At 72.2% G+C, this 16,692-nt stretch carries 15 protein-coding genes; 6 read left to right on the plus strand and 9 right to left on the minus strand.

Annotation, left to right across the window (positions count from 1 at the left end):
* The first annotated feature begins 20 nt into the window (after positions 1 to 20).
* Both lnt and ABEB12_RS40470 read left to right on the plus strand, forming a co-directional pair.
* Positions 21 to 1,691 (plus strand): apolipoprotein N-acyltransferase, encoded by a 1,671-nt coding sequence (gene lnt / locus ABEB12_RS40465; RefSeq protein ID WP_345703571.1) that lies wholly within the window; start codon positions 21 to 23, stop codon positions 1,689 to 1,691.
* Entirely contained in the window at positions 1,684 to 2,466 is a 783-nt protein-coding gene (locus ABEB12_RS40470; protein ID WP_185065605.1) for a glycosyltransferase, read from the plus strand. Before lnt ends, ABEB12_RS40470 begins: the two co-directional genes overlap by 8 nt.
* A 53-nt stretch (positions 2,467 to 2,519) precedes the next feature.
* Here ABEB12_RS40470 and ABEB12_RS40475 read toward each other — a convergent pair whose 3' ends face one another.
* The 4 genes from ABEB12_RS40475 to ligD all read right to left on the minus strand — a co-directional run bounded on the left by ABEB12_RS40475 (position 2,520) and on the right by ligD (position 7,905).
* Positions 2,520 to 2,864 carry an RNA polymerase-binding protein RbpA gene (locus tag ABEB12_RS40475; RefSeq protein WP_185065606.1) on the minus strand — a complete coding sequence of 115 codons (345 nt, stop codon included), beginning with the start codon at positions 2,862 to 2,864 and terminating at the stop codon, positions 2,520 to 2,522.
* Positions 2,865 to 3,083: 219 nt separating this feature from the next.
* Positions 3,084 to 4,466 (minus strand): MFS transporter, encoded by a 1,383-nt coding sequence (locus ABEB12_RS40480; protein ID WP_185065607.1) that lies wholly within the window; start codon positions 4,464 to 4,466, stop codon positions 3,084 to 3,086.
* Between the two features lie 22 nt (positions 4,467 to 4,488).
* Entirely contained in the window at positions 4,489 to 5,322 is an 834-nt protein-coding gene (locus ABEB12_RS40485) for a glycerophosphodiester phosphodiesterase (protein WP_345703572.1), read from the minus strand.
* 633 nt (positions 5,323 to 5,955) lie between these two features.
* Complete coding sequence (ligD, locus tag ABEB12_RS40490) at positions 5,956 to 7,905, minus strand: non-homologous end-joining DNA ligase (RefSeq protein WP_345703573.1); 1,950 nt, start codon at positions 7,903 to 7,905, stop codon at positions 5,956 to 5,958.
* 123 nt (positions 7,906 to 8,028) lie between these two features.
* Here ligD and ABEB12_RS40495 point away from each other — a divergent pair, with 123 nt between their 5' ends.
* On the plus strand, positions 8,029 to 8,217 hold the full coding sequence (locus ABEB12_RS40495; protein ID WP_345703574.1) for a (2Fe-2S)-binding protein: 189 nt from the start codon (positions 8,029 to 8,031) through the stop codon (positions 8,215 to 8,217).
* Positions 8,218 to 8,351: 134 nt separating this feature from the next.
* Positions 8,352 to 8,837, plus strand: coding sequence for a bacterioferritin (gene bfr, locus ABEB12_RS40500; protein WP_185065609.1), 486 nt, complete (start codon positions 8,352 to 8,354; stop codon positions 8,835 to 8,837).
* Here bfr and ABEB12_RS40505 read toward each other — a convergent pair.
* The 5 genes from ABEB12_RS40505 to ABEB12_RS40525 all read right to left on the minus strand — a co-directional run bounded on the left by ABEB12_RS40505 (position 8,827) and on the right by ABEB12_RS40525 (position 14,475).
* Positions 8,827 to 9,867: an ABC transporter permease subunit gene (locus ABEB12_RS40505; RefSeq protein ID WP_185065610.1), complete on the minus strand. Its 1,041-nt coding sequence runs from the start codon at positions 9,865 to 9,867 to the stop codon at positions 8,827 to 8,829. The genes bfr and ABEB12_RS40505 overlap by 11 nt on opposite strands.
* On the minus strand, positions 9,864 to 10,835 hold the full coding sequence (locus ABEB12_RS40510; protein ID WP_185065611.1) for an ABC transporter permease subunit: 972 nt from the start codon (positions 10,833 to 10,835) through the stop codon (positions 9,864 to 9,866). Before ABEB12_RS40510 ends, ABEB12_RS40505 begins: the two co-directional genes overlap by 4 nt.
* A complete protein-coding gene (locus ABEB12_RS40515) occupies positions 10,832 to 12,442 on the minus strand; it encodes an ATP-binding cassette domain-containing protein (protein ID WP_185065612.1) in 1,611 nt (536 codons plus the stop codon). Before ABEB12_RS40515 ends, ABEB12_RS40510 begins: the two co-directional genes overlap by 4 nt.
* The gene (locus ABEB12_RS40520; protein ID WP_345703575.1) at positions 12,442 to 13,518 is read right to left on the minus strand and encodes an ABC transporter substrate-binding protein; all 1,077 of its coding nucleotides are present in this window, start codon (positions 13,516 to 13,518) and stop codon (positions 12,442 to 12,444) included. The genes ABEB12_RS40515 and ABEB12_RS40520 overlap by 1 nt, the downstream gene beginning before the upstream one ends.
* 144 nt (positions 13,519 to 13,662) lie before the next feature.
* Entirely contained in the window at positions 13,663 to 14,475 is an 813-nt protein-coding gene (locus ABEB12_RS40525) for a DeoR family transcriptional regulator (RefSeq protein WP_185065613.1), read from the minus strand.
* A gap of 217 nt (positions 14,476 to 14,692) precedes the next feature.
* Here ABEB12_RS40525 and ABEB12_RS40530 point away from each other — a divergent pair, with 217 nt between their 5' ends.
* Both ABEB12_RS40530 and ABEB12_RS40535 read left to right on the plus strand, forming a co-directional pair.
* Entirely contained in the window at positions 14,693 to 15,493 is an 801-nt protein-coding gene (locus tag ABEB12_RS40530; protein ID WP_345703576.1) for an SDR family NAD(P)-dependent oxidoreductase, read from the plus strand.
* Positions 15,494 to 15,507: 14 nt separating this feature from the next.
* Positions 15,508 to 16,692 carry a TetR family transcriptional regulator gene (locus ABEB12_RS40535; protein ID WP_185065615.1) on the plus strand — a complete coding sequence of 395 codons (1,185 nt, stop codon included), beginning with the start codon at positions 15,508 to 15,510 and terminating at the stop codon, positions 16,690 to 16,692.

Here is a 16,692-nt window from a genome sequence, read left to right on the forward strand (position 1 = left end):
GGAGCCACTAGTCTGGCCAGGTGACGCCTCTCCCGGCATCGGTGCGGCCGCCGACCGAACCGGACCGGCCCGCCGCGCTCGGTCCCGGTCGACCGCCCGCCTGGGTCGGCGCGGCGGCCCGCTGGCTGGCCGCGCCGCTCGGCGGTGTTCTGTTGTACGCCGCGTGCGCACCGCGCACCCTGTGGTGGCTGGCCCCGCTCGGTTTCGCCCTGCTGGGCGCGGCCCTGCGCGGCCGGCGCCCCCGGACCGGCTTCGCACTGGGGCTGTTGTTCGGGCTCGGCTTCTTCGTGCCCCTGTTGCCCTGGATCGGCATCTACGTCGGCCCGCTGCCCTGGTTGGTGCTCGCGCTGCTCGAGGCGCTGTTCCTGGCCGCCGGTGCGGCGGCGATCGCCGTGGTTGGCCGGCTGCCGGTCGCGCCGGTGTGGGCGGCGGCGGTGTGGGTGGCCACCGAGGCGGCGGCGGCCAGGGTGCCGTTCGGCGGGTTCCCGTGGGGCAAGGTGGCCTACTCGCAGGCCGACGGGCCGTTCGCCCGGCTGGCCGCGATCGGCGGCACCCCACTGGTTTCGTTCGCCGTGGTGCTCACCGGGTTCGGGCTGGCCGCCCTGGTCCGGGTGCTGGCCCGGCGGCCGGCGGGGGAGGCCGGGCGCCGGAGCGCCCTGGTCGCCACCGGCTGCGCGGTGCTGCCGCTGCTGGCGGCGGTCGCCGCGCCGGCCGGGCTGACCGGTGCGGCCGGCTCCGCCACCCCGACCCCGTCCGACCGGACCGTCACGGTGGCGGCCATCCAGGGCAGCGTGCCCCGGCTGGGCCTGGACTTCAACGCGCAGCGCCGGGCCGTGCTGGACAACCACGTGAAGCGCACGCTGCGGCTGGCCGAGGACGTGCGGGCCGGCCGGGCCGCCCGGCCCGACCTGGTGATCTGGCCGGAGAACTCCTCGGACATCGACCCGCTGCGCAACGCCGACGCCTACCGCGAGATCAGTGTCGCCGCCCACGAGGTCGGCCGGCCCATCCTGGTGGGCGCGGTACTGGTGCAGCCGGACGGCAAGCACACCACCAACTCCGCGCTGGTCTGGGACCCGGTCGCCGGGCCGGTGCAGCGCAACGACAAGCGCCGGGTGCAGCCGTTCGGCGAGTACCTTCCGTGGCGCGGCTTCTTCCGGTTGTTCTCCGAGTACGCCGACCGGGCCGGGTTCTTCGAGCCGGGGGTCGGCCCCGGCGTGGTCACGCTCAACCAGGTCCCGGTCGGGGTGGCCATCTGCTGGGAGATCGCCTTCGACGACCTGGTCAACGACAGTGTGCGCAACGGCGCCCAGCTGCTGGCGGTACCCACCAACAACGCCACCTTCGGGCGTTCCGAGATGACCTTCCAACAGCTCGCCATGTCCCGGCTGCGGGCGGTCGAGCATGATCGTTCGGTCCTGGTGGCGGCGACCAGCGGGGTAAGTGCGATCATTGCCCCGGACGGCGGCGTGCAAGCGCGCTCGGCGCTGTTCGCCCCGGCGGCCCTGGTGGAACGGGTGCCGCTGCGCACGACCACGACGCTGGCCACCCGGCTGGGCGCGATTCCCGAGTGGCTGTTGGTGGCCTTCGGGGTGGCCGCCCTGGCCGCCGCGGTGGCCGGTCGCGGGCGGCGGGCCGCTTCGCGGCCGGGACGGCAACCGGAGACGAGCGGAGAGGACGAGGATGACTGACGAGCACCGCGGGGGCGACGGCGCGGAACTGCTGGTGGTCATCCCGACCTACAACGAGCGGGACAACCTGGGGCCGATCGTGGACCGGGTGCGCGCGGCGGTGCCCTCGGCGCACCTGTTGGTGGTCGACGACGCCAGCCCGGACGGCACCGGCGAGCTGGCCGACCAGCTGGCCGCCGAGGACCCCAGGGTGCGGGTGCTGCACCGGACCGGGAAGGGCGGCCTCGGCCGGGCCTACGTGGCCGGCTTCGGCCTGGCGCTGGAGCAGGGCTACCGGGTCATCGTGCAGATGGACGCCGACGGCTCGCACCCGCCGGAGACCCTGCCCGACATGCTGTCCGCGCTCGAGAAGGCCGATGTGGTGATCGGCTCCCGGTACGTGCCCGGCGGTACGGTGGTGAACTGGCCGAAGCACCGGGAGGCGCTCTCCCGGGGGGCCAACCTGTACGCGCGGTTGGCGCTCGGCGCCCGCGTCCGGGACATCACGGCGGGCTACCGGGTGTACCGCCGCGAGGTGCTGAGCGCGCTGGGCCTGGCCGAGGTGCAGTCGCAGGGCTACTGCTTCCAGATCGACATGGCCTGGCGCGCGGTGCGCGCCGGCTTCCGGGTGCGCGAGGTGCCGATCACCTTCACCGAACGGGAGCGCGGGCAGTCCAAGATGAGCGGCTCCATCGTTCGGGAGGCGCTCTGGCAGGTCGCCCGCTGGGGCGTGGCCAGCCGGTTGGGTCTCGGCGGCGGCGAGCCGGAGAAGCCGAAGAACGCCGTCTCGGCGTAAAAAATCGGCCTGACCCAGGTGCTGGGTCAGGCCGATCTCTTAGGGGCCGTCGGTCAGGCCGACTTGGAGCGGCGGCCGCGCAGTTCCTCCAGGCGCTCGGCGAGCAGTTCGTCCAGCTCACCGATGGAGCGGCGCTCCAACAGCATGTCCCAGTGGGTGCGCGGCGGCTTGACCTTCTTGCTCTCGGGCTCCACGCCGTCGATCAGCTTCGAGATGCTGCCGTGCAGCCGGCACTCCCAGTTGAGGGGTGGCTCGGCGTCGTCCGAGAAGGGAACGTCGAAGGCGTGTCCCTTCGGGCAGGCATACTGGACCGACCGGCGCGGCGCGAGGTCGTGATTGCGGTCGGTCTCGTAGCTGACAGCCCCGAGCCGGCTGCCTCGCAGCACACGGTCCGCCATGATGTAGTCCTTTCACCTCGTGGCTCGGAGGAGGGATCCCGAGCTCGCAGCACCTCGTGTAACGTCGCACCTAGCTACTAGTGTTCCCTCCACGACACGTTGGCCGACGTGTCGTCGATGTCACTTGCCAGTTGCGCGCCGTCCCTCAGTGTCCCCCATTTCGCGGTTTTGCAATCGTGATTGTGACCGGGTCGCCCTGTGTGAGGTGCGTCACACTCGCTAGACCAGCGGCGGTTCAGGGTTTCCGGCCGCACGGATTCCCCGGCGCACCGGCACCACCGCCACAATGGCGAACCCGGCCACCAGGAACACCACCAGCGAGACGATTGCCGGCCGGAACGACCCGGTCGCGTTGGCCACCAGGGTGAACACCAGCGGCCCCAGCCAGGCGGTGCCCCGCTCGCCGAGCGTGTACAGCGCGAAGTACTGCGCCTCCCGGCCGGCCGGCACCAACTGGCTGAACAGCGAGCGGGACAGGGCGGCCGTGCCACCCAGCACCACCCCGATGCCGGCGGCCAGCGCGTAGAACTGCAGCCGCTGGCCGGGCTGCACGAAGTAGGCCGCCGAGATCACGACCACCCAGGCCAGGAGGCTCACCAGGATGGCCCGGCGGGCGCCGATCCGGCCGGCCAACCAGCCGTGGGCCAGCGCGCCGGCGAACGCCAGGAACTGCACCACCAGCACCGTGCCCAGGATGACGTCCACGGGCAGCCCCAGCTCCTGCGAGCCGTAGAGCCCGGCGGTCTCCGCGACCGTGTTGATGCCGTCGATGAAGATCAGGAATCCGCCCAGGTAGGCCAGCGTGATGGGCAGCCGCCGAGCCTCGGCGAGGGTGCGGCCGAGCTGGCGGAAGCCGGCGGTCAGCGGGGAAGCCCCGGTGCGGTCGGACGCCGTGCCCGGCCGGTCGGTGAGGCGCATCAGCGGGAGCAGGGTGAACCCGGCCCACCACAGCCCGCACACCACGAAACACACCCGCACCCCGTCGGACTGGCTGACGCCGAGCGCGCCCAGTCCGCGCAGCATGGCGATGTTCAGCGCCAGGCACACCCCGCCGCCGAGGAAACCGAAGGCCCAGCCGCGAGAGGACACCCGGTCCCGCGCCTCCGGCGGGGCGATGTCCACCAGGAACGCGTAGTAGGCCACGACCGAGCCGTAGTAACACAGGTTGGCCAGCGCGAACAGCGCCGCGCCCAGGCCCCAGGCGGTGCCGTCCAGCACGGCCAGGCCGCAGGTGGCCGCCGCGCCGAGGAAGGCGAACCCGCCCAGCATGGCCCGCTTGTGGCCGGTCCGGTCGGCGATCGCACCGGCCACCGGCAACACGGCCAGCTGGATCACCGTGGAGCCGGCCAGCAGGAAACCGAACACCGATCCCGCCTGCACCGGCAGGCCGAAAACCGGGACGGCGCAGCCACGCAGCGCGGTCGGGCAGGGCTGGCCGGCGGCCCGGGCGGCCGCCGTGACCACCTCGGTCAGGTGCAGCGCGAGGAACACGGTGAGCACCGAGGTCTGGAACACCGAGTTCGCCCAGTCATACCAGCACCACCCGCGCTGCTCCCGGGTGAGCGCCGCCCCGCGCACCCGCCCCGGGCTCACCCCGGCCATCGACTCACCCGGGCCAAGGGATTCACCCCGGCCATTGGCCGCGCTCGGCGAGCACCTCACGCAGCAGGTCCGGCCGGTCGCTGACCAGGCCGTCCACGCCCATGTCCAGCAGCTCGTGCATCTCGTCGGCCTCGTTGACGGTCCACACGTGGACCTCCATGCCCAGCGCGTGGGCGGCGCCGATCAGGCCGGGGTCGACCACGGTCAGCGGCCCCTGCGTGCGGGGGAGCTGGGCCAGCTGGGCGGGCACCGGGAAAGCTCCGCCGACCAGCCCGCCGGCCGGTCCCAGGTGGGCCTGGCGCAGCCAGCCGCGCAGCCGCAGGGCCAGCGCGTCCCTCGGCGAGCAGGACGTGAGCAGCTTCGCGCCGGCCGCCCGGCGCACCCGGCCCAGCCGCTTGGCCGAGAACGAGGCCAGGCACACCCGGTCCCAGGCGTCCGTCCTGGACAGCAGCTCCAGCGTGGGCTCGACCGCCGGGTCCGCCTTCAGGTCGATGTTCAGCAGCGCCCCGGGCAGCTCCTCGAGCACCGTTTCCAGCGCGACCACCGGCTCCCGCCCGCCGACCCGGGCCGCGCCCACCACGCGCCACGGCTGCTCGGCGATCGGCCCCGAGCCGTCCGTGGTGCGGTCCAGGGCCGCGTCGTGCGCGACCACCACCACCCCGTCCGAGGTGGCGTGCACGTCGATCTCCAGGTAGCTGAACCCCTCCGCGACCGCGCGCCGGAACGAGGCCAGCGAGTTCTCCATCCCGGCCAGCTCGTCGAGCTGCCAACCCCGGTGAACCAGGGCCCGGGGGTACGGCCCGGCCAGGTACGGATGCGCGGAACCTCGCCCGGTGCCGGACGCGTCAGCCCTCACGAAACCCCAGTCTGCCAGCTCCCGCCCAACCCGGCCCCCGCGCGAAGTTTCACCGCCGTCTCCACCCGATGAACCTTCGGCGGAGCGTTCCGCACGGTGCCGCCGCGTTCAGCGGAACACTCTTCGCCGCTCGGTCCGGCGGTGGCTGGGTTCCAAAGACGGCTTGGACGGCGGGGCTTCGCTGGTCCGCCGCGGCCTGGGTGCCGCAGGTGACGTTCACCGGTGGTGATTTGCCGGCTCCGGTTACGGTGCGTGACTGCCGGGCCGAGGTTCGCGCACGTCCGCTTCCTCGAGCGCGACACCAGTCTGATTCGATCATGGCCAGGGCCAGACTGGTGTCGCGCTCGATGGGAACGCAGCTCGAATCCGAGCCTTCAGGCGCCCGCTGCCGTTACGGTGCGTAATGAAGGCTCCGCGGCGGGAACGGGACGCGCAGCCGGCGACGAAGACCGCGGCAGACCAGTCAAGCCCCGCCGTCCAAGCCATCCTTGGAGCCCGGCCACCGGCCACGCGACAGTGTTCAGCGGAACGTGCGGGAGGCGCTCGACTCGCGTTCAGCGGAACGCTCCGGACGTGCCGGCCTTGCGTTCAGCGGAACGCGCTCCCGGGCGCGGCGCGAGTTGTTTTGGCAGGTCAGGGGAGTGGGTGGTGGTCGGTGAGGAGCGGGGCGAGCAGGTCGCCGTGTGCGGCGAGCCGGTCGGGGAGGTCGGGGGCGGTGAAGACCAGATCGGTCGGGCGGCGGCAGGCGTGCACCTCGTCCCAGGTGAGCGGCGTGGCCACGGTGGGCTGGTGCCGGCCGCGCAGCGAGTAGCTGGCGACCGTGGTCTTCACCGGGTTGTTCTGGCTCCAGTCGATGAACACCCGGCCCCGGCGCCGCTGCTTGGCCATCACCGCGATCACCTTGCCCGGGTCCTCACCGGCCAGCCGGTCGGCGACCGCGCGGGCGTACTCGCTGGTCTGCTCGGGCCGTTCCACCCGGACCGGCGTGTAGAGCTGCATGCCCTTGCCGCCGCTGGTGCGCGGGTAGGCGGGCAGGTCGTCCTCGGCGAGCACGGCGGCGACCCGCTCGGCGATGCGCGCGCAGTCCACGATCGTGCAGCCCTCGCCGGGGTCCAGGTCGAAGACCAGCAGGTCCGGGTCGGTGCGTTCCGGCGGATCGCTGCCGTCCTGGACCGTCCACTGCGGCACGTGCAGCTCCAGCGCCGCCAGGTTGGCCACCCAGGCCAGCCCGGCCGCGTCGTCCAGCAGGGGGTAGTCGATGAACTCCGAGCCGGCGGCGCTGCCCGGGGTGGCCAGCCGCACGGTGCGCACCCAACTCGGTACGTGCCGGGACACGTTCTTCTCGAAGAAGGACGGCGCGTCCACCCCGTCCGGCCAGCGCCGCAGGGTGACCGGCCGGCCCGCCAGGTGCGGCAGCATCACCTCGGCCACCGCGAGGTAGTAGTCCATCACGTCCCGTTTGCGCAGCGAGACCAGCGGATACAGCACCTTGTCCGGGTTGGCCAGCCGGACCTGGCGGCCGGCCACCGGCACACTGGTCACGCCCCGTTTGCCCGAGCTGGGCCGGCGGGCGGGTGCCGGGGGCGGTTCGGCGGCCTCGGCGCCGGTGCGGATCTCGATCCATTCCTCGCCCCGGTGACCGGGCAGGTACCGGGAGTCGGCGCGCTTGGCGACCACCGAGGGCAGGCCCTGCTCCGCCGCGGCGGCCAGTACGGCCGCGCCCCCACCCGGGTAGCTGGGCACCAGCCGCCAGTGCTGGCCGGTCAGCGGCAGTCCCTCGGCCAGCTCGCGGCGCTCCCGGTAGGGCAGGTCCAGGCAGTCGCGGCCGTCCAGGTGTAGCAGGTCGGTGATCCACAGTCCGGGCGGGTTGCCGTCGATCTCGCCATCCAGCAGGGCGGTGGTGCTGCCCAGCGCGCGGCCCAGCCCGGCCAGCTCGGGGTGCCGGTTGGCCGCCGGCGCACCGTCCGGCTCCAGCAGCTCCACCCGGCCGCCGTCCACCCGGACCAGCACCCGCGTGCCGCCGAACCGCACCTCGTAGCGGCGCTGGTCGTCGTCCGGGGGCAGTTCGCCGGGGGCGGCCAGCATGGGGGACAGCTCGCGCGGGAGCGGCCGCCAGTCGGTCCGTTCGGGTGGGTCGCCCCGGCGCAGCAGCCACTGGTTCGGCCCCTTGCCCTTGCGCAGCAGGATGTACCGGCCGTGGGTCCGCTCGCCGTGCAGCACGAACTGCACCTCGGCGTCGTTCCACTTGAGCGTCTCGTAGTGGCCGCGGTCCCAGATCGTCATCTGGCCGGCGCCGTACTCGCCGGCCGGGATCTCGCCGGAGAACTCCAGGTACTCCATCGGATGGTCCTCGGTCCGCACCGCCAGCCGCAGCGTCTGCTGGTCCGGCGGGAGCCCCTTGGGCACGGCCCAGGAGGCGAGCACGCCGTCCCGCTCCAGGCGCAGGTCCCAGTGCAGGCTCCGCGCGTGGTGCTGCTGGATCACGAACGCGCTGCCGGGGCCGGTGAGGGCCGGATCCTCGGCCGGCACGGGCTCCGGAGTGCGGTCCGGATCGCGCTTGCGGCGGTACTCGTCAAGCGGCACCGCCCTAGTGTGCCCAATATCCCGGTGGCCTTGCGAAGGGAAGGTTAGGCATGCTTCCCTTAGGTTTACCTCACCAAGGCGCGGTGACCGAGGCCGGAAGGGCAAACAACGATGTTCGTGTGTATGTGCATCGCGGTCACCGAGCACGAGATCCGGGAGTGCATCCACGCCGGAGCACGGACCGTGGAAGAGGTCAGCGAGTGCTCCATGGCGGGCACCGGCTGTGGCGGTTGCCGGGAAACTATTGCCATGCTCCTGGAAAATAAGGGAGGCTTGGCGGGTGCATTGGACGGCCTGCCGCGAAGCGCTTAAGGTCTCGAGCACTGATCGAGTTATTTAGGTTCGGCTCGGCTTAGTTATCTGGCCCTTTCCTTATATCATCCGAACCTCTCCTAACTCCGAGTGATTGTGTCCTAATACGGACAGTCACGTGTAGCGTCGCGCCCATGCGTGGGGATGAAGAGGTCATTGCGCTGCTCAATGAGCAGCTGACCAGCGAGTTAACGGCGATCAACCAGTACTTCCTGCACGCCAAGATGCAGGCGAACTGGGGCTTTACCAAACTCGCCGAGCACACGCGTGACGAGTCAATTGACGAGATGAAGCACGCGGAGAAGATTACCGACCGAATTCTCTTCCTGGAGGGTTTGCCGAACTACCAGCGGCTGCTGCCGCTGCGGATCGGTCAGACCGTTCGGGAACAGCTCACCTGCGATTTGGCGGTCGAGCTGGAGGTCGTGGAGCGACTTCGCCCGGGCATCGCGATGTGCCGGGAGAAGGGTGACATCACGTCGGCCAATCTCTTCGAGGAGATCCTGGCCGACGAGGAAGGTCACATCGACTACCTGGAGACCAACCTCGAGCTGATCGACAAGCTCGGTGAGCAGTTGTACCTCAGCCAACTGGTGGAGCGCCCGCCGACTAACGGCTGACGCCCCCTCGGGAGGAAACAGCGCCGGCGCGGACGCGCGAAATGCCCCGCGCCGGCGCTGTGCGGGCGAGCAGCGTCTGCGCGACGATCACCGCGATCAGGAACGCCCCGGAGACCACGGTCTGCACCGACGAGTTGTCCAGGTTCGGGATCCGGTTGATCAAGTTCTGCAGGGCGGCGAGCAGGGCCACCCCGGCGGCGGTGCCGAGCGCCGAGCCCGAACCGCCGGTGAGCAGGGTGCCGCCGATCACCACCGCCGCGATCGCGTCCAGCTCGGCGCCCACCCCGACAATGGTGACCCCGGAGGCCGCCTGCGCGGCGGCGAGCGTGCCGGCGAGGGCGGCGAGCACCCCGGACAGCGTGTACACGGCCAGCTTGGTGCGGGCCACCGGCAGCCCCATCAGGGCTGCCGCCGACTCCGAGCCGCCGATGGCGAACAGCCGCTGGCCGAACCGGGTGCGGCCCAGAACCAGGCCGCCGAGCAGGAACGACGCCAGCGCGATCCAGGTCGGCATGCCGATGCCGAGCAGCCGCCCCTGGCCCAGCCAGAGGAACACCGAGCCCGGCGGTACCAGATAGGTGCGCCCGCCCTCGTCGGTGAGGAACAGAAGCAGGCCGCGGGCGAACAGCAGGCCGGCCAGGGTGGCGATGAACGGCGCCAGCCGCCAGCGGGTGATCAGCAGGCCGTGCACCGCGCCGATGACCGCCCCGGTGGCCAGGGGCAGGGCCAACGCGGGCAGCGGGCCCCACCGGGAGGCGTACGCGGCGAGCACCCCGCCGAGCGCGAACACCGAACCGACGGAAAGGTCGATTCCGCCGGAAATGATCACGAACGTCATGCCCAGCGCGACCAGCGCGGGGAACGCCGCCTGAAGGCTCAGGAAACCGAGGTTCTCGGTGGTCAGGAAGGTGTCGAAGGCCAGCCCGCCCGCCGCGAGCACGACGGCGAGCACGACCAGCGCGCCGCGCCGCCGCAGCAGTTCGGCCAGTGGTGTGGCGCTCCCGGTGATCGTGCCGGCGGTTGAGGTCACCGGGTCACCGCCTGCGCCCGCTGCACCGCGACCGCCACCACGATGATCGCGGCCTGGCTCATCTGGGCCACCGAGGCGGGGATGTTGTGCCTGATCAGCGTGGCAATGATGAGCTGCATGAGCAGCGCGCCGGCCACCGTGCCGAGCACCCGGACCCGGCCTCCGGAGAGCGGGGTACCACCGACCACCACGGCGGTGATGGCGGACAGCTCGACCAGCAGGCCGATGTTGGACGGATCGGCGGCGGTCAGCTGGCCGGTGGCGATGGTGCCGGCGAACGCGGCCAGCAGCGCGCACAGCAGGTAGACGGTGAGCAGCACCCGGGTCACCGGCAGGCCGGCGTAGCCGGCGGCGCGGCGGTTGCCGCCGACGGCCACCAGCTGCCGGCCGAAGGTGGTGTGCCGGACCAGGAACCCGACCGCGACCACCAGCAGCCCGGCGGCCAGTACCACGTAGGGCACGCCCAGCACCGCCCCTCCGCCCAGCGCGAGCAGGCCGGGCTCGGTGATCGGGGTGGCCCGGCCCTCCGCGATGACCAGCGCCACGCCCCGCCCGCCGACCAGCAGCGCCAGCGTGGCCACGATCGGCTGCACCCCGACGAAGGCGACCAGCGCGCCGTTCAGCAACCCGGCCAGCGCGCCGACCAGGAGCGCCGCGAGCAGCCCGCCGAGCAGGCCGTAGCCCAGGTACAGCGGCAGCACGGCGGCGGCCAGGGCCATCACCGAACCGACCGAAAGGTCGATTCCCTCGGTGCCGATGACGAGTGCCATGCCCAGCGCGACCACCAGCACCGGGGCCACCTGGACCAACTGGGTGCGCAGCGCGTCCGCCGTGGCGAAATGCGGAGTCACCACGAGGTTGACCAGGACCACCAGGCCCAGCGCCAGGTACACGCCGTACTCGCGGGCCAGCCAGACGGCGCGGGTCCGGTCCAGGCCGCCGGGTTCGGTCCGGAGCACCTCGGTCATGCCGGCCGCCCCGTGGAAGCGGAGCCCTCGCCGCCCTGGGCGATCGCGTCCATCACGCCGGCCACGCTCACCCGTGCCCCGGTCAGCTCGGCGACCGATGTGCCGTCCCGCATCACCACCACCTTGGCGGCCCCCTCGACCAGCTCCTCCAGGTCCGAGGACACCAGCAGGATGCCCAGGCCGTCGGCGGCCAGCTCGTCGATCAGCGTCTGGACCTCGGCCTTCGCCCCCACGTCGATGCCCCGGGTGGGCTCGTCCAGCAGCAGCACCTTCGGGCTCATGGCCAGCCACCGGGCCAGCATCACCTTCTGCTGGTTGCCGCCGGAGAGCTCGGACACCGGTTGGTCCGGCCCGGACACCTTGATGCGCAGCCGCCGGATGAAGGTGTCCACCACCCGGTCCTGGCGGGCTCGGGAGACCACGCCGAACCGGGACAACCGGGGCAGGGCGGCCAGCACGATGTTCTCCCGCACCGACAGGTTGAGCACCAGGCCCTCGGCCTTGCGGTCCTCCGGCACCAGGACCAGCCCGGCGCGGATGGCGGCCGGCGCGCCGGCGGACAGCTCCCGTCCGGCCAGGCTGACCGTGCCCGAGTCCCGCCCGGCCACCCCGGCCAGCGCGGTCATCGTCTCGCTGCGGCCCGAGCCGAGCAGCCCGGCCAGGCCGACGACCTCGCCGGCCCGCACGTCCAGGTCCACCCCGCCCAGCGTGCCTCGGCTGGTCAGCCCGCGCGCCCGCAGCAGCGGTTCGCCGGGTTTCGCGTGCTGCTCGGGGTGGAAGGTGGTGGTGCCGTCGTGTCGGACGGCTTCCAGCTCCCGGCCGAGCATGAGCGAGATGAGCCGCAGCCGGCTCAGCCCGGCCAGGTTGCCGGTGTGCGCGACCGCTCCGTCGCGCAGCACGGTGACGGTTTCGCACAGCTCGTACAGCTCGGCCAGCCGGTGGCTGACGAAGACAATCGCGATGCCCCGTTCGCGCAGGCCGCGCACCACCTCGAACAGGGTGCTCACCTCGCGCGGCTCCAGCGAGGAGGTCGGCTCGTCCATGATCATGACGCGGGCGGTGTTCCCGTCGGGCGCCGAACTGGGCGCCCGACCCAGCGCGCCGGCTGCGCCGGCGTCGGTGGACGCGGCCCGGGCCAGCGCCACCATCTGCTGGGTGCCCAGGCCCAGCGTGTCCAGCCGGCGCCGGGGGTCGACGTCGATGCCCAGGCCGGCGAGCAGCTCCCCGGCGGCCCGGTGCATGGCGTGCCGGTCCACCAGCGGCCCGAACCGGCGCGGCTCCCGGCCGAGGAAGAGGTTGGCCGCGACGCTCATCGAGCCGACCAGGTTGACTTCCTGGTAGATGGTGCAGATGCCGGCCCGCTGCGCGTCGATCGGCGCGCCGAAGGCGACCGGCCGGCCGGCGTACCGGACCTCGCCCGCGTCCGGCCGGTGCACCCCGGTGAGCACCTTGATCAGCGTGGACTTGCCGGCGCCGTTCTCGCCGACCAGCGCGTGCACCTCGCCCGCCCGGAGGGTGAAGTCGACCCGCCGGAGCGCGGCGACACCGCCGAACGACTTGTCCAGCCCCCGGGCCTCGAGAACCGGACCGTCCCCCTCCGAGTTCATCAGTACGCCGTGCTCAGTCCCTGCGCGGCGTTGCCCTGGTCGTAGGCGTGATCGGAAATGATGATCTTGCTGGGCACCGGGGTGTCGGCGTAGAACTTCTGGTAGGTGTCGAAGACGATCGGCCCGAACCGGGGGTTGCTCTCGATCACGGCCGCGATCTCGCCGTTCACCACGCCCTGCACCGCCTCCCGGGTGCCGTCCACGGTGACGATCTTGACGTCCTGGCCGGGCTTCTTGCCGGCCGCCTTGAGCGCGGCCACCGCGCCCAGCGCCATCTCGTCGTTCTCGGCGTAGATCGCGGTGAGGCCCGGGTTGGCCTGGATCAGCTGCTCGGTGACCGTCTTGCCCTTCTCCCGCTGGAACTCACCGGTCTGCTCAGCGACCACCTGAAGGCCCGGCGCGTTCGCGGCGGCGTAGTCCTTGAACCCCTTGGTGCGGTCGGTGGTCACGTTGTTGCCCGAGCTGCCCAGCAGGATGGCCACCCGCCCGTTGCCGCCGGTCGCCTTGGCCATCGCCTCGGCGGCCCGTTTCCCCTGGTCCACGAAGTCGGACACGATGGTGGTGAGGTAGTCCTGGCAGGGCCGGGCGCCGTCCAGGGTGCGGTCGATGGTCAGCACCGGGACGTTCTTCGCCCGGGCGGCGGCCAGCGCCGGCTCCAGGCCGGTGGAGTTCAGCGGCGCCACCACCAGCACCTGCGCGCCCTGGCTCAGCAGCGACTGGATGTCCGCGATCTGCTTGGGCAATTGGGACTGTGCGTTGGTGGCGAGCAGGGTGATGCCGCGCTTCGCCGCCTCGTCCTTGAGCGACTGGGTCTCGGTGATCCGGAACGGGTTGGCCTCCTTCTCCGACTGGGAGAAGCCCACCTTCAGCGTCTTGAGGTCGCCGGGCGGGATGCCGTAGGCCGCCCGGGCGCACTCCGGCCCGCTGCCCGGGGCCTCCTTCACCCGCTGCTCGCCCGCGCCGGACGGGGCGCCGGCGGACGGTGAGCCCTCCTGCGGTCGGGCACACCCGGCCAGGACCAGCGGAATCAGGAAACTTGCCACGACTGCTCGGCGGGCCGCCACATTGCGGATCACGGAGCACCTCCTCAGCCAGGTACGGAGCCTCACTCTGACTGAGCCGGATCGAGAGTGTCAACGAATGACCGGCACTGCTCGGTATCGAGCCGAAAGACGATCGAATCCGGTCGAAATCCGGTCATCCGACCCGGTGGCGGGCGCTCATCCCGGGTGCGGAGCCGGTTCTCCGGCGGGCGGTCCGGCGGCCCGGGCGAGATGCACCCGGACCCCCAGCTCGCGGAACCGGGCCAGCTCCCCGGGGTCCGCCGCCGCGTCGGTGTAGAGGTGGTCGATCTGATCGCCCGGCACGGTGCGCACCACCGAGTCGGTGCCGATCTTGGTGTGGTCGGCGAGCACGGCCACCCGGTCGGCCGTGCCGACCAGCGCCCGGTCCATGCTGGCCACCGACATGTTCGGGGTGGAGAGCCCGCGGGCGGCGGTGAGCCCGTTGCCCGAGATGAACGCGGTCGTCACCCGCATGGCCGCGAGCATCTGCTCGGCGGAGGGGCCGACCGTGGCCAGGATCGAGCCGCGCAGTGCGCCGCCGGCCAGCACCACCTCTATGTGCCGGTAGCGGGCCAGGACCTGGGCGACCAGCAGGGAGTTGGTCACCACGGTCAGCTCGGAGAAGCCGGCCAGCCGCCGGGCCAGCGCCTGGGTGGTGGTGCCGGCGCCGAGCGCGACCGCGTCGCCGTCGGACACCAGTTCCACGGCGGCCGCCGCTATGGCCGCCTTCTCCTCGGCGGCCTGCTTGGTCTTCTCCGCGTACGTCGGTTCGTAGGCCGTCCCGGAGGGGCCCGTGGCGACGGCGCCGCCGTGCCGCCGGGAGAGCAGCCCGACCGACTCCAGGTAGCGCAGGTCGCGGCGCACCGTCACCTCGCTGGCGCGCACCGACGCGGTCAGCTCCCGCACGGCCACGGCGCCCTGGTCGCGGACCAGCTCCAGGATGAGCTGGCGGCGTTCGGCGGCGAACATAGCCGACAACTGTAGGAGCCGATTCGGGCGTCGAACAGTCCGAGTCGGTCGGAATCGGTCCTCGACCGGCCCCGGACCAGGGATTGCCATCGTTAAGTGACTTCTGATTAGCTGTTCGCCGGATCGCCAGGAATGCCCTTTCGGCAAGTGGTAACCCACAACGCTAGGAGATCTCAGAATCATGACTGCCCTTCCACTCAGCGATCGCGTGGCACTGGTGTCGGGTTCCGGACGGGGCATCGGGCGGGAGATCGCGCTCAAGCTGGCCGGCGCGGGCGCCTCCGTCGTGGTGAACGACCTGGACTCGGACGTGGCCAAGCAGACCGCCGCGGACATCGAGGCGACCGGCGGCAAGGCCGTGGTGTGCGCGGGCAGCGTGACCGACCCCGAGTTCGGCGAGCGCTTCGTGAACACCGCCGTCTCGGAGTTCGGCGGCCTGCACATCGTCGTCAACAACGCCGGCTACACCTGGGACAACGTGGTGCAGAAGATGTCCGACCAGCAGTGGGACGACATCCTGGACGTGCACCTCAAGGCGCCGTTCCGCATCCTGCGCGCGGCCCAGCCGGTGATCAGCGCGGCGGTCAAGGCGGAGCGCGCGGCCGGTGCGCCGAGGGTGACCCGCAAGGTGGTCAACATCTCCTCGGTGGCCGGCACCGGCGGGAACGCCGGCCAGATCAACTACAGCTCGGCCAAGGCCGGGATCACCGGCCTCACCAAGACGCTGGCGAAGGAGTGGGGCCGCTACGACGTCACGGTGAACTGCGTGGCGTTCGGCCTGATCCGGACCCGGTTGACCGAGGCGTCGGCCGACGGCGACGCGAAGATCGACGTTGCCGGCCGGCAGATCAAGGTCGGGGTGAACCCGGAGATCCTGGCGGCCGCCGAGCGCGGCATCCCGCTCGGCCGGGCCGGAACCCCGGCGGAGGCGGCCGGCTCGGTGTACATGTTCTGCATCCCGGAGAGCGACTACGTCAGCGGCCAGGTGATTATCTGCGGCGGAGGCTGGGGCGGCTGAGCGGCGCGCCCGAGATGGCAGCGCTAGCCGTCACCGGCGGCCCGGCGCCGAGGCGTCGCCCGAGGGACCGCCGGCAACAGATCCTGACCGCCGCGGCGCGGGGCTTCTGGCAGCTCGGCTACCACCAGGTGGGCATGGCGGACATCGCCGCGGCCGTGGGCATCGGGCAGAGCGCGATGTACCGGCACTTCGCCGGCAAGGGGGAGCTGCTCTGGGCGGTGATCGTGGACGCCCTGGACTGGATCGACGCGGCCACCGAGGGCGCGGCGACGGGGGAGCAGCTGCTCGACGCGCTGGCGGTGTGCAGCGTGGGGCGGCGCGAGCTGGGCGTGCTCTGGGACCGAGAGAGTAACCACCTGCCCCGGGAGCGGCGCCGGGAGGCCCGCCGGCGGCTGAGCGAGCTGGCCGAGCGCATCGTGGATTCGCTGTGCGCCCGGGGGGTGTCCCGGGTGGAGGCCGAGCTGCGCGGCTGGGCGGCGCTGGCGGTGTTGCAGAGCACCTCGCAGCACCGCGTGGAGCTGGACGAACGCCGCTACGTAGCGCTGCTCGGGGCGGCCGCGCGGCGGGTCTACGCCACCGCGCTGCCGGCCAGGGACCGCACGGTCCGGCCGCACGAGCCTTCCCGCCCGGCGCTCGCGCCCGCCTCCCGCCGGGAGGCGCTGCTCGCCGCCGCCACCCGGCTGTTCGGTGAGCACGGGTACGCGGCGGTCAGCCTCACCGACATCGGCACCGCCGCCGGCATCGCCGGCCCCAGCGTGTACAAGCACTTCGAGAGCAAGGAAGAGCTGCTCTCCGCCGCGCTGGCCCGGGGCAACGAGGGGCTCTGGCTGGGGCTGCACCGGGCGCTGACCAACGCGGACGGCCCGGACGACGCGCTGCGCGAGGTCGCGGCCGACTACGCGGACTTCGCGGTCCGGGACCCCTCGCAGATCACCGTGCTGGTCACCGAGATGCTGAACCTGTCGGACGAGGCGCGCCGCCGGGTGCGGCGCGGCCAGCGCGAGTACGTCGAGGAATGGGCCAGCCTGCTGCGCCAACGCGACCCCGGGCTGGACGAACCCGGTGCGCTGGCCGCCGTGCACGCGGCGCTGTCCGTGATCAACTCACTGGCCCGGGTTCACGGGCTGCACAAGCTTCCCGGCCTCACCGACGACCTGGCCGGAATGGCGCTGAACGTGCTCGAACTCGAGGGAGGCTGA

It is taken from the genome of Actinospineispora eucalypti (assembly GCF_039543365.1).
GTDB lineage: Bacteria > Actinomycetota > Actinomycetes > Mycobacteriales > Pseudonocardiaceae > Pseudonocardia > Pseudonocardia eucalypti.

Bases quoted from the DNA above. Each gene is read 5' to 3' on its own strand.
- ABEB12_RS40470 (WP_185065605.1), top strand. From the start codon at position 1,684: ATGACTGACGAGCACCGCGGGGGCGACGGCGCGGAACTGCTGGTGGTC.
- ABEB12_RS40475 (WP_185065606.1), bottom strand. From the start codon at position 2,864: ATGGCGGACCGTGTGCTGCGAGGCAGCCGGCTCGGGGCTGTCAGCTAC.
- ABEB12_RS40480 (WP_185065607.1), bottom strand. From the start codon at position 4,466: ATGGCCGGGGTGAGCCCGGGGCGGGTGCGCGGGGCGGCGCTCACCCGG.
- ABEB12_RS40495 (WP_345703574.1), top strand. From the start codon at position 8,029: ATGTGCATCGCGGTCACCGAGCACGAGATCCGGGAGTGCATCCACGCC.
- bfr (WP_185065609.1), top strand. From the start codon at position 8,352: ATGCGTGGGGATGAAGAGGTCATTGCGCTGCTCAATGAGCAGCTGACC.
- ABEB12_RS40510 (WP_185065611.1), bottom strand. From the start codon at position 10,835: ATGACCGAGGTGCTCCGGACCGAACCCGGCGGCCTGGACCGGACCCGC.
- ABEB12_RS40515 (WP_185065612.1), bottom strand. From the start codon at position 12,442: ATGAACTCGGAGGGGGACGGTCCGGTTCTCGAGGCCCGGGGGCTGGAC.
- ABEB12_RS40525 (WP_185065613.1), bottom strand. From the start codon at position 14,475: ATGTTCGCCGCCGAACGCCGCCAGCTCATCCTGGAGCTGGTCCGCGAC.
- ABEB12_RS40535 (WP_185065615.1), top strand. From the start codon at position 15,508: ATGGCAGCGCTAGCCGTCACCGGCGGCCCGGCGCCGAGGCGTCGCCCG.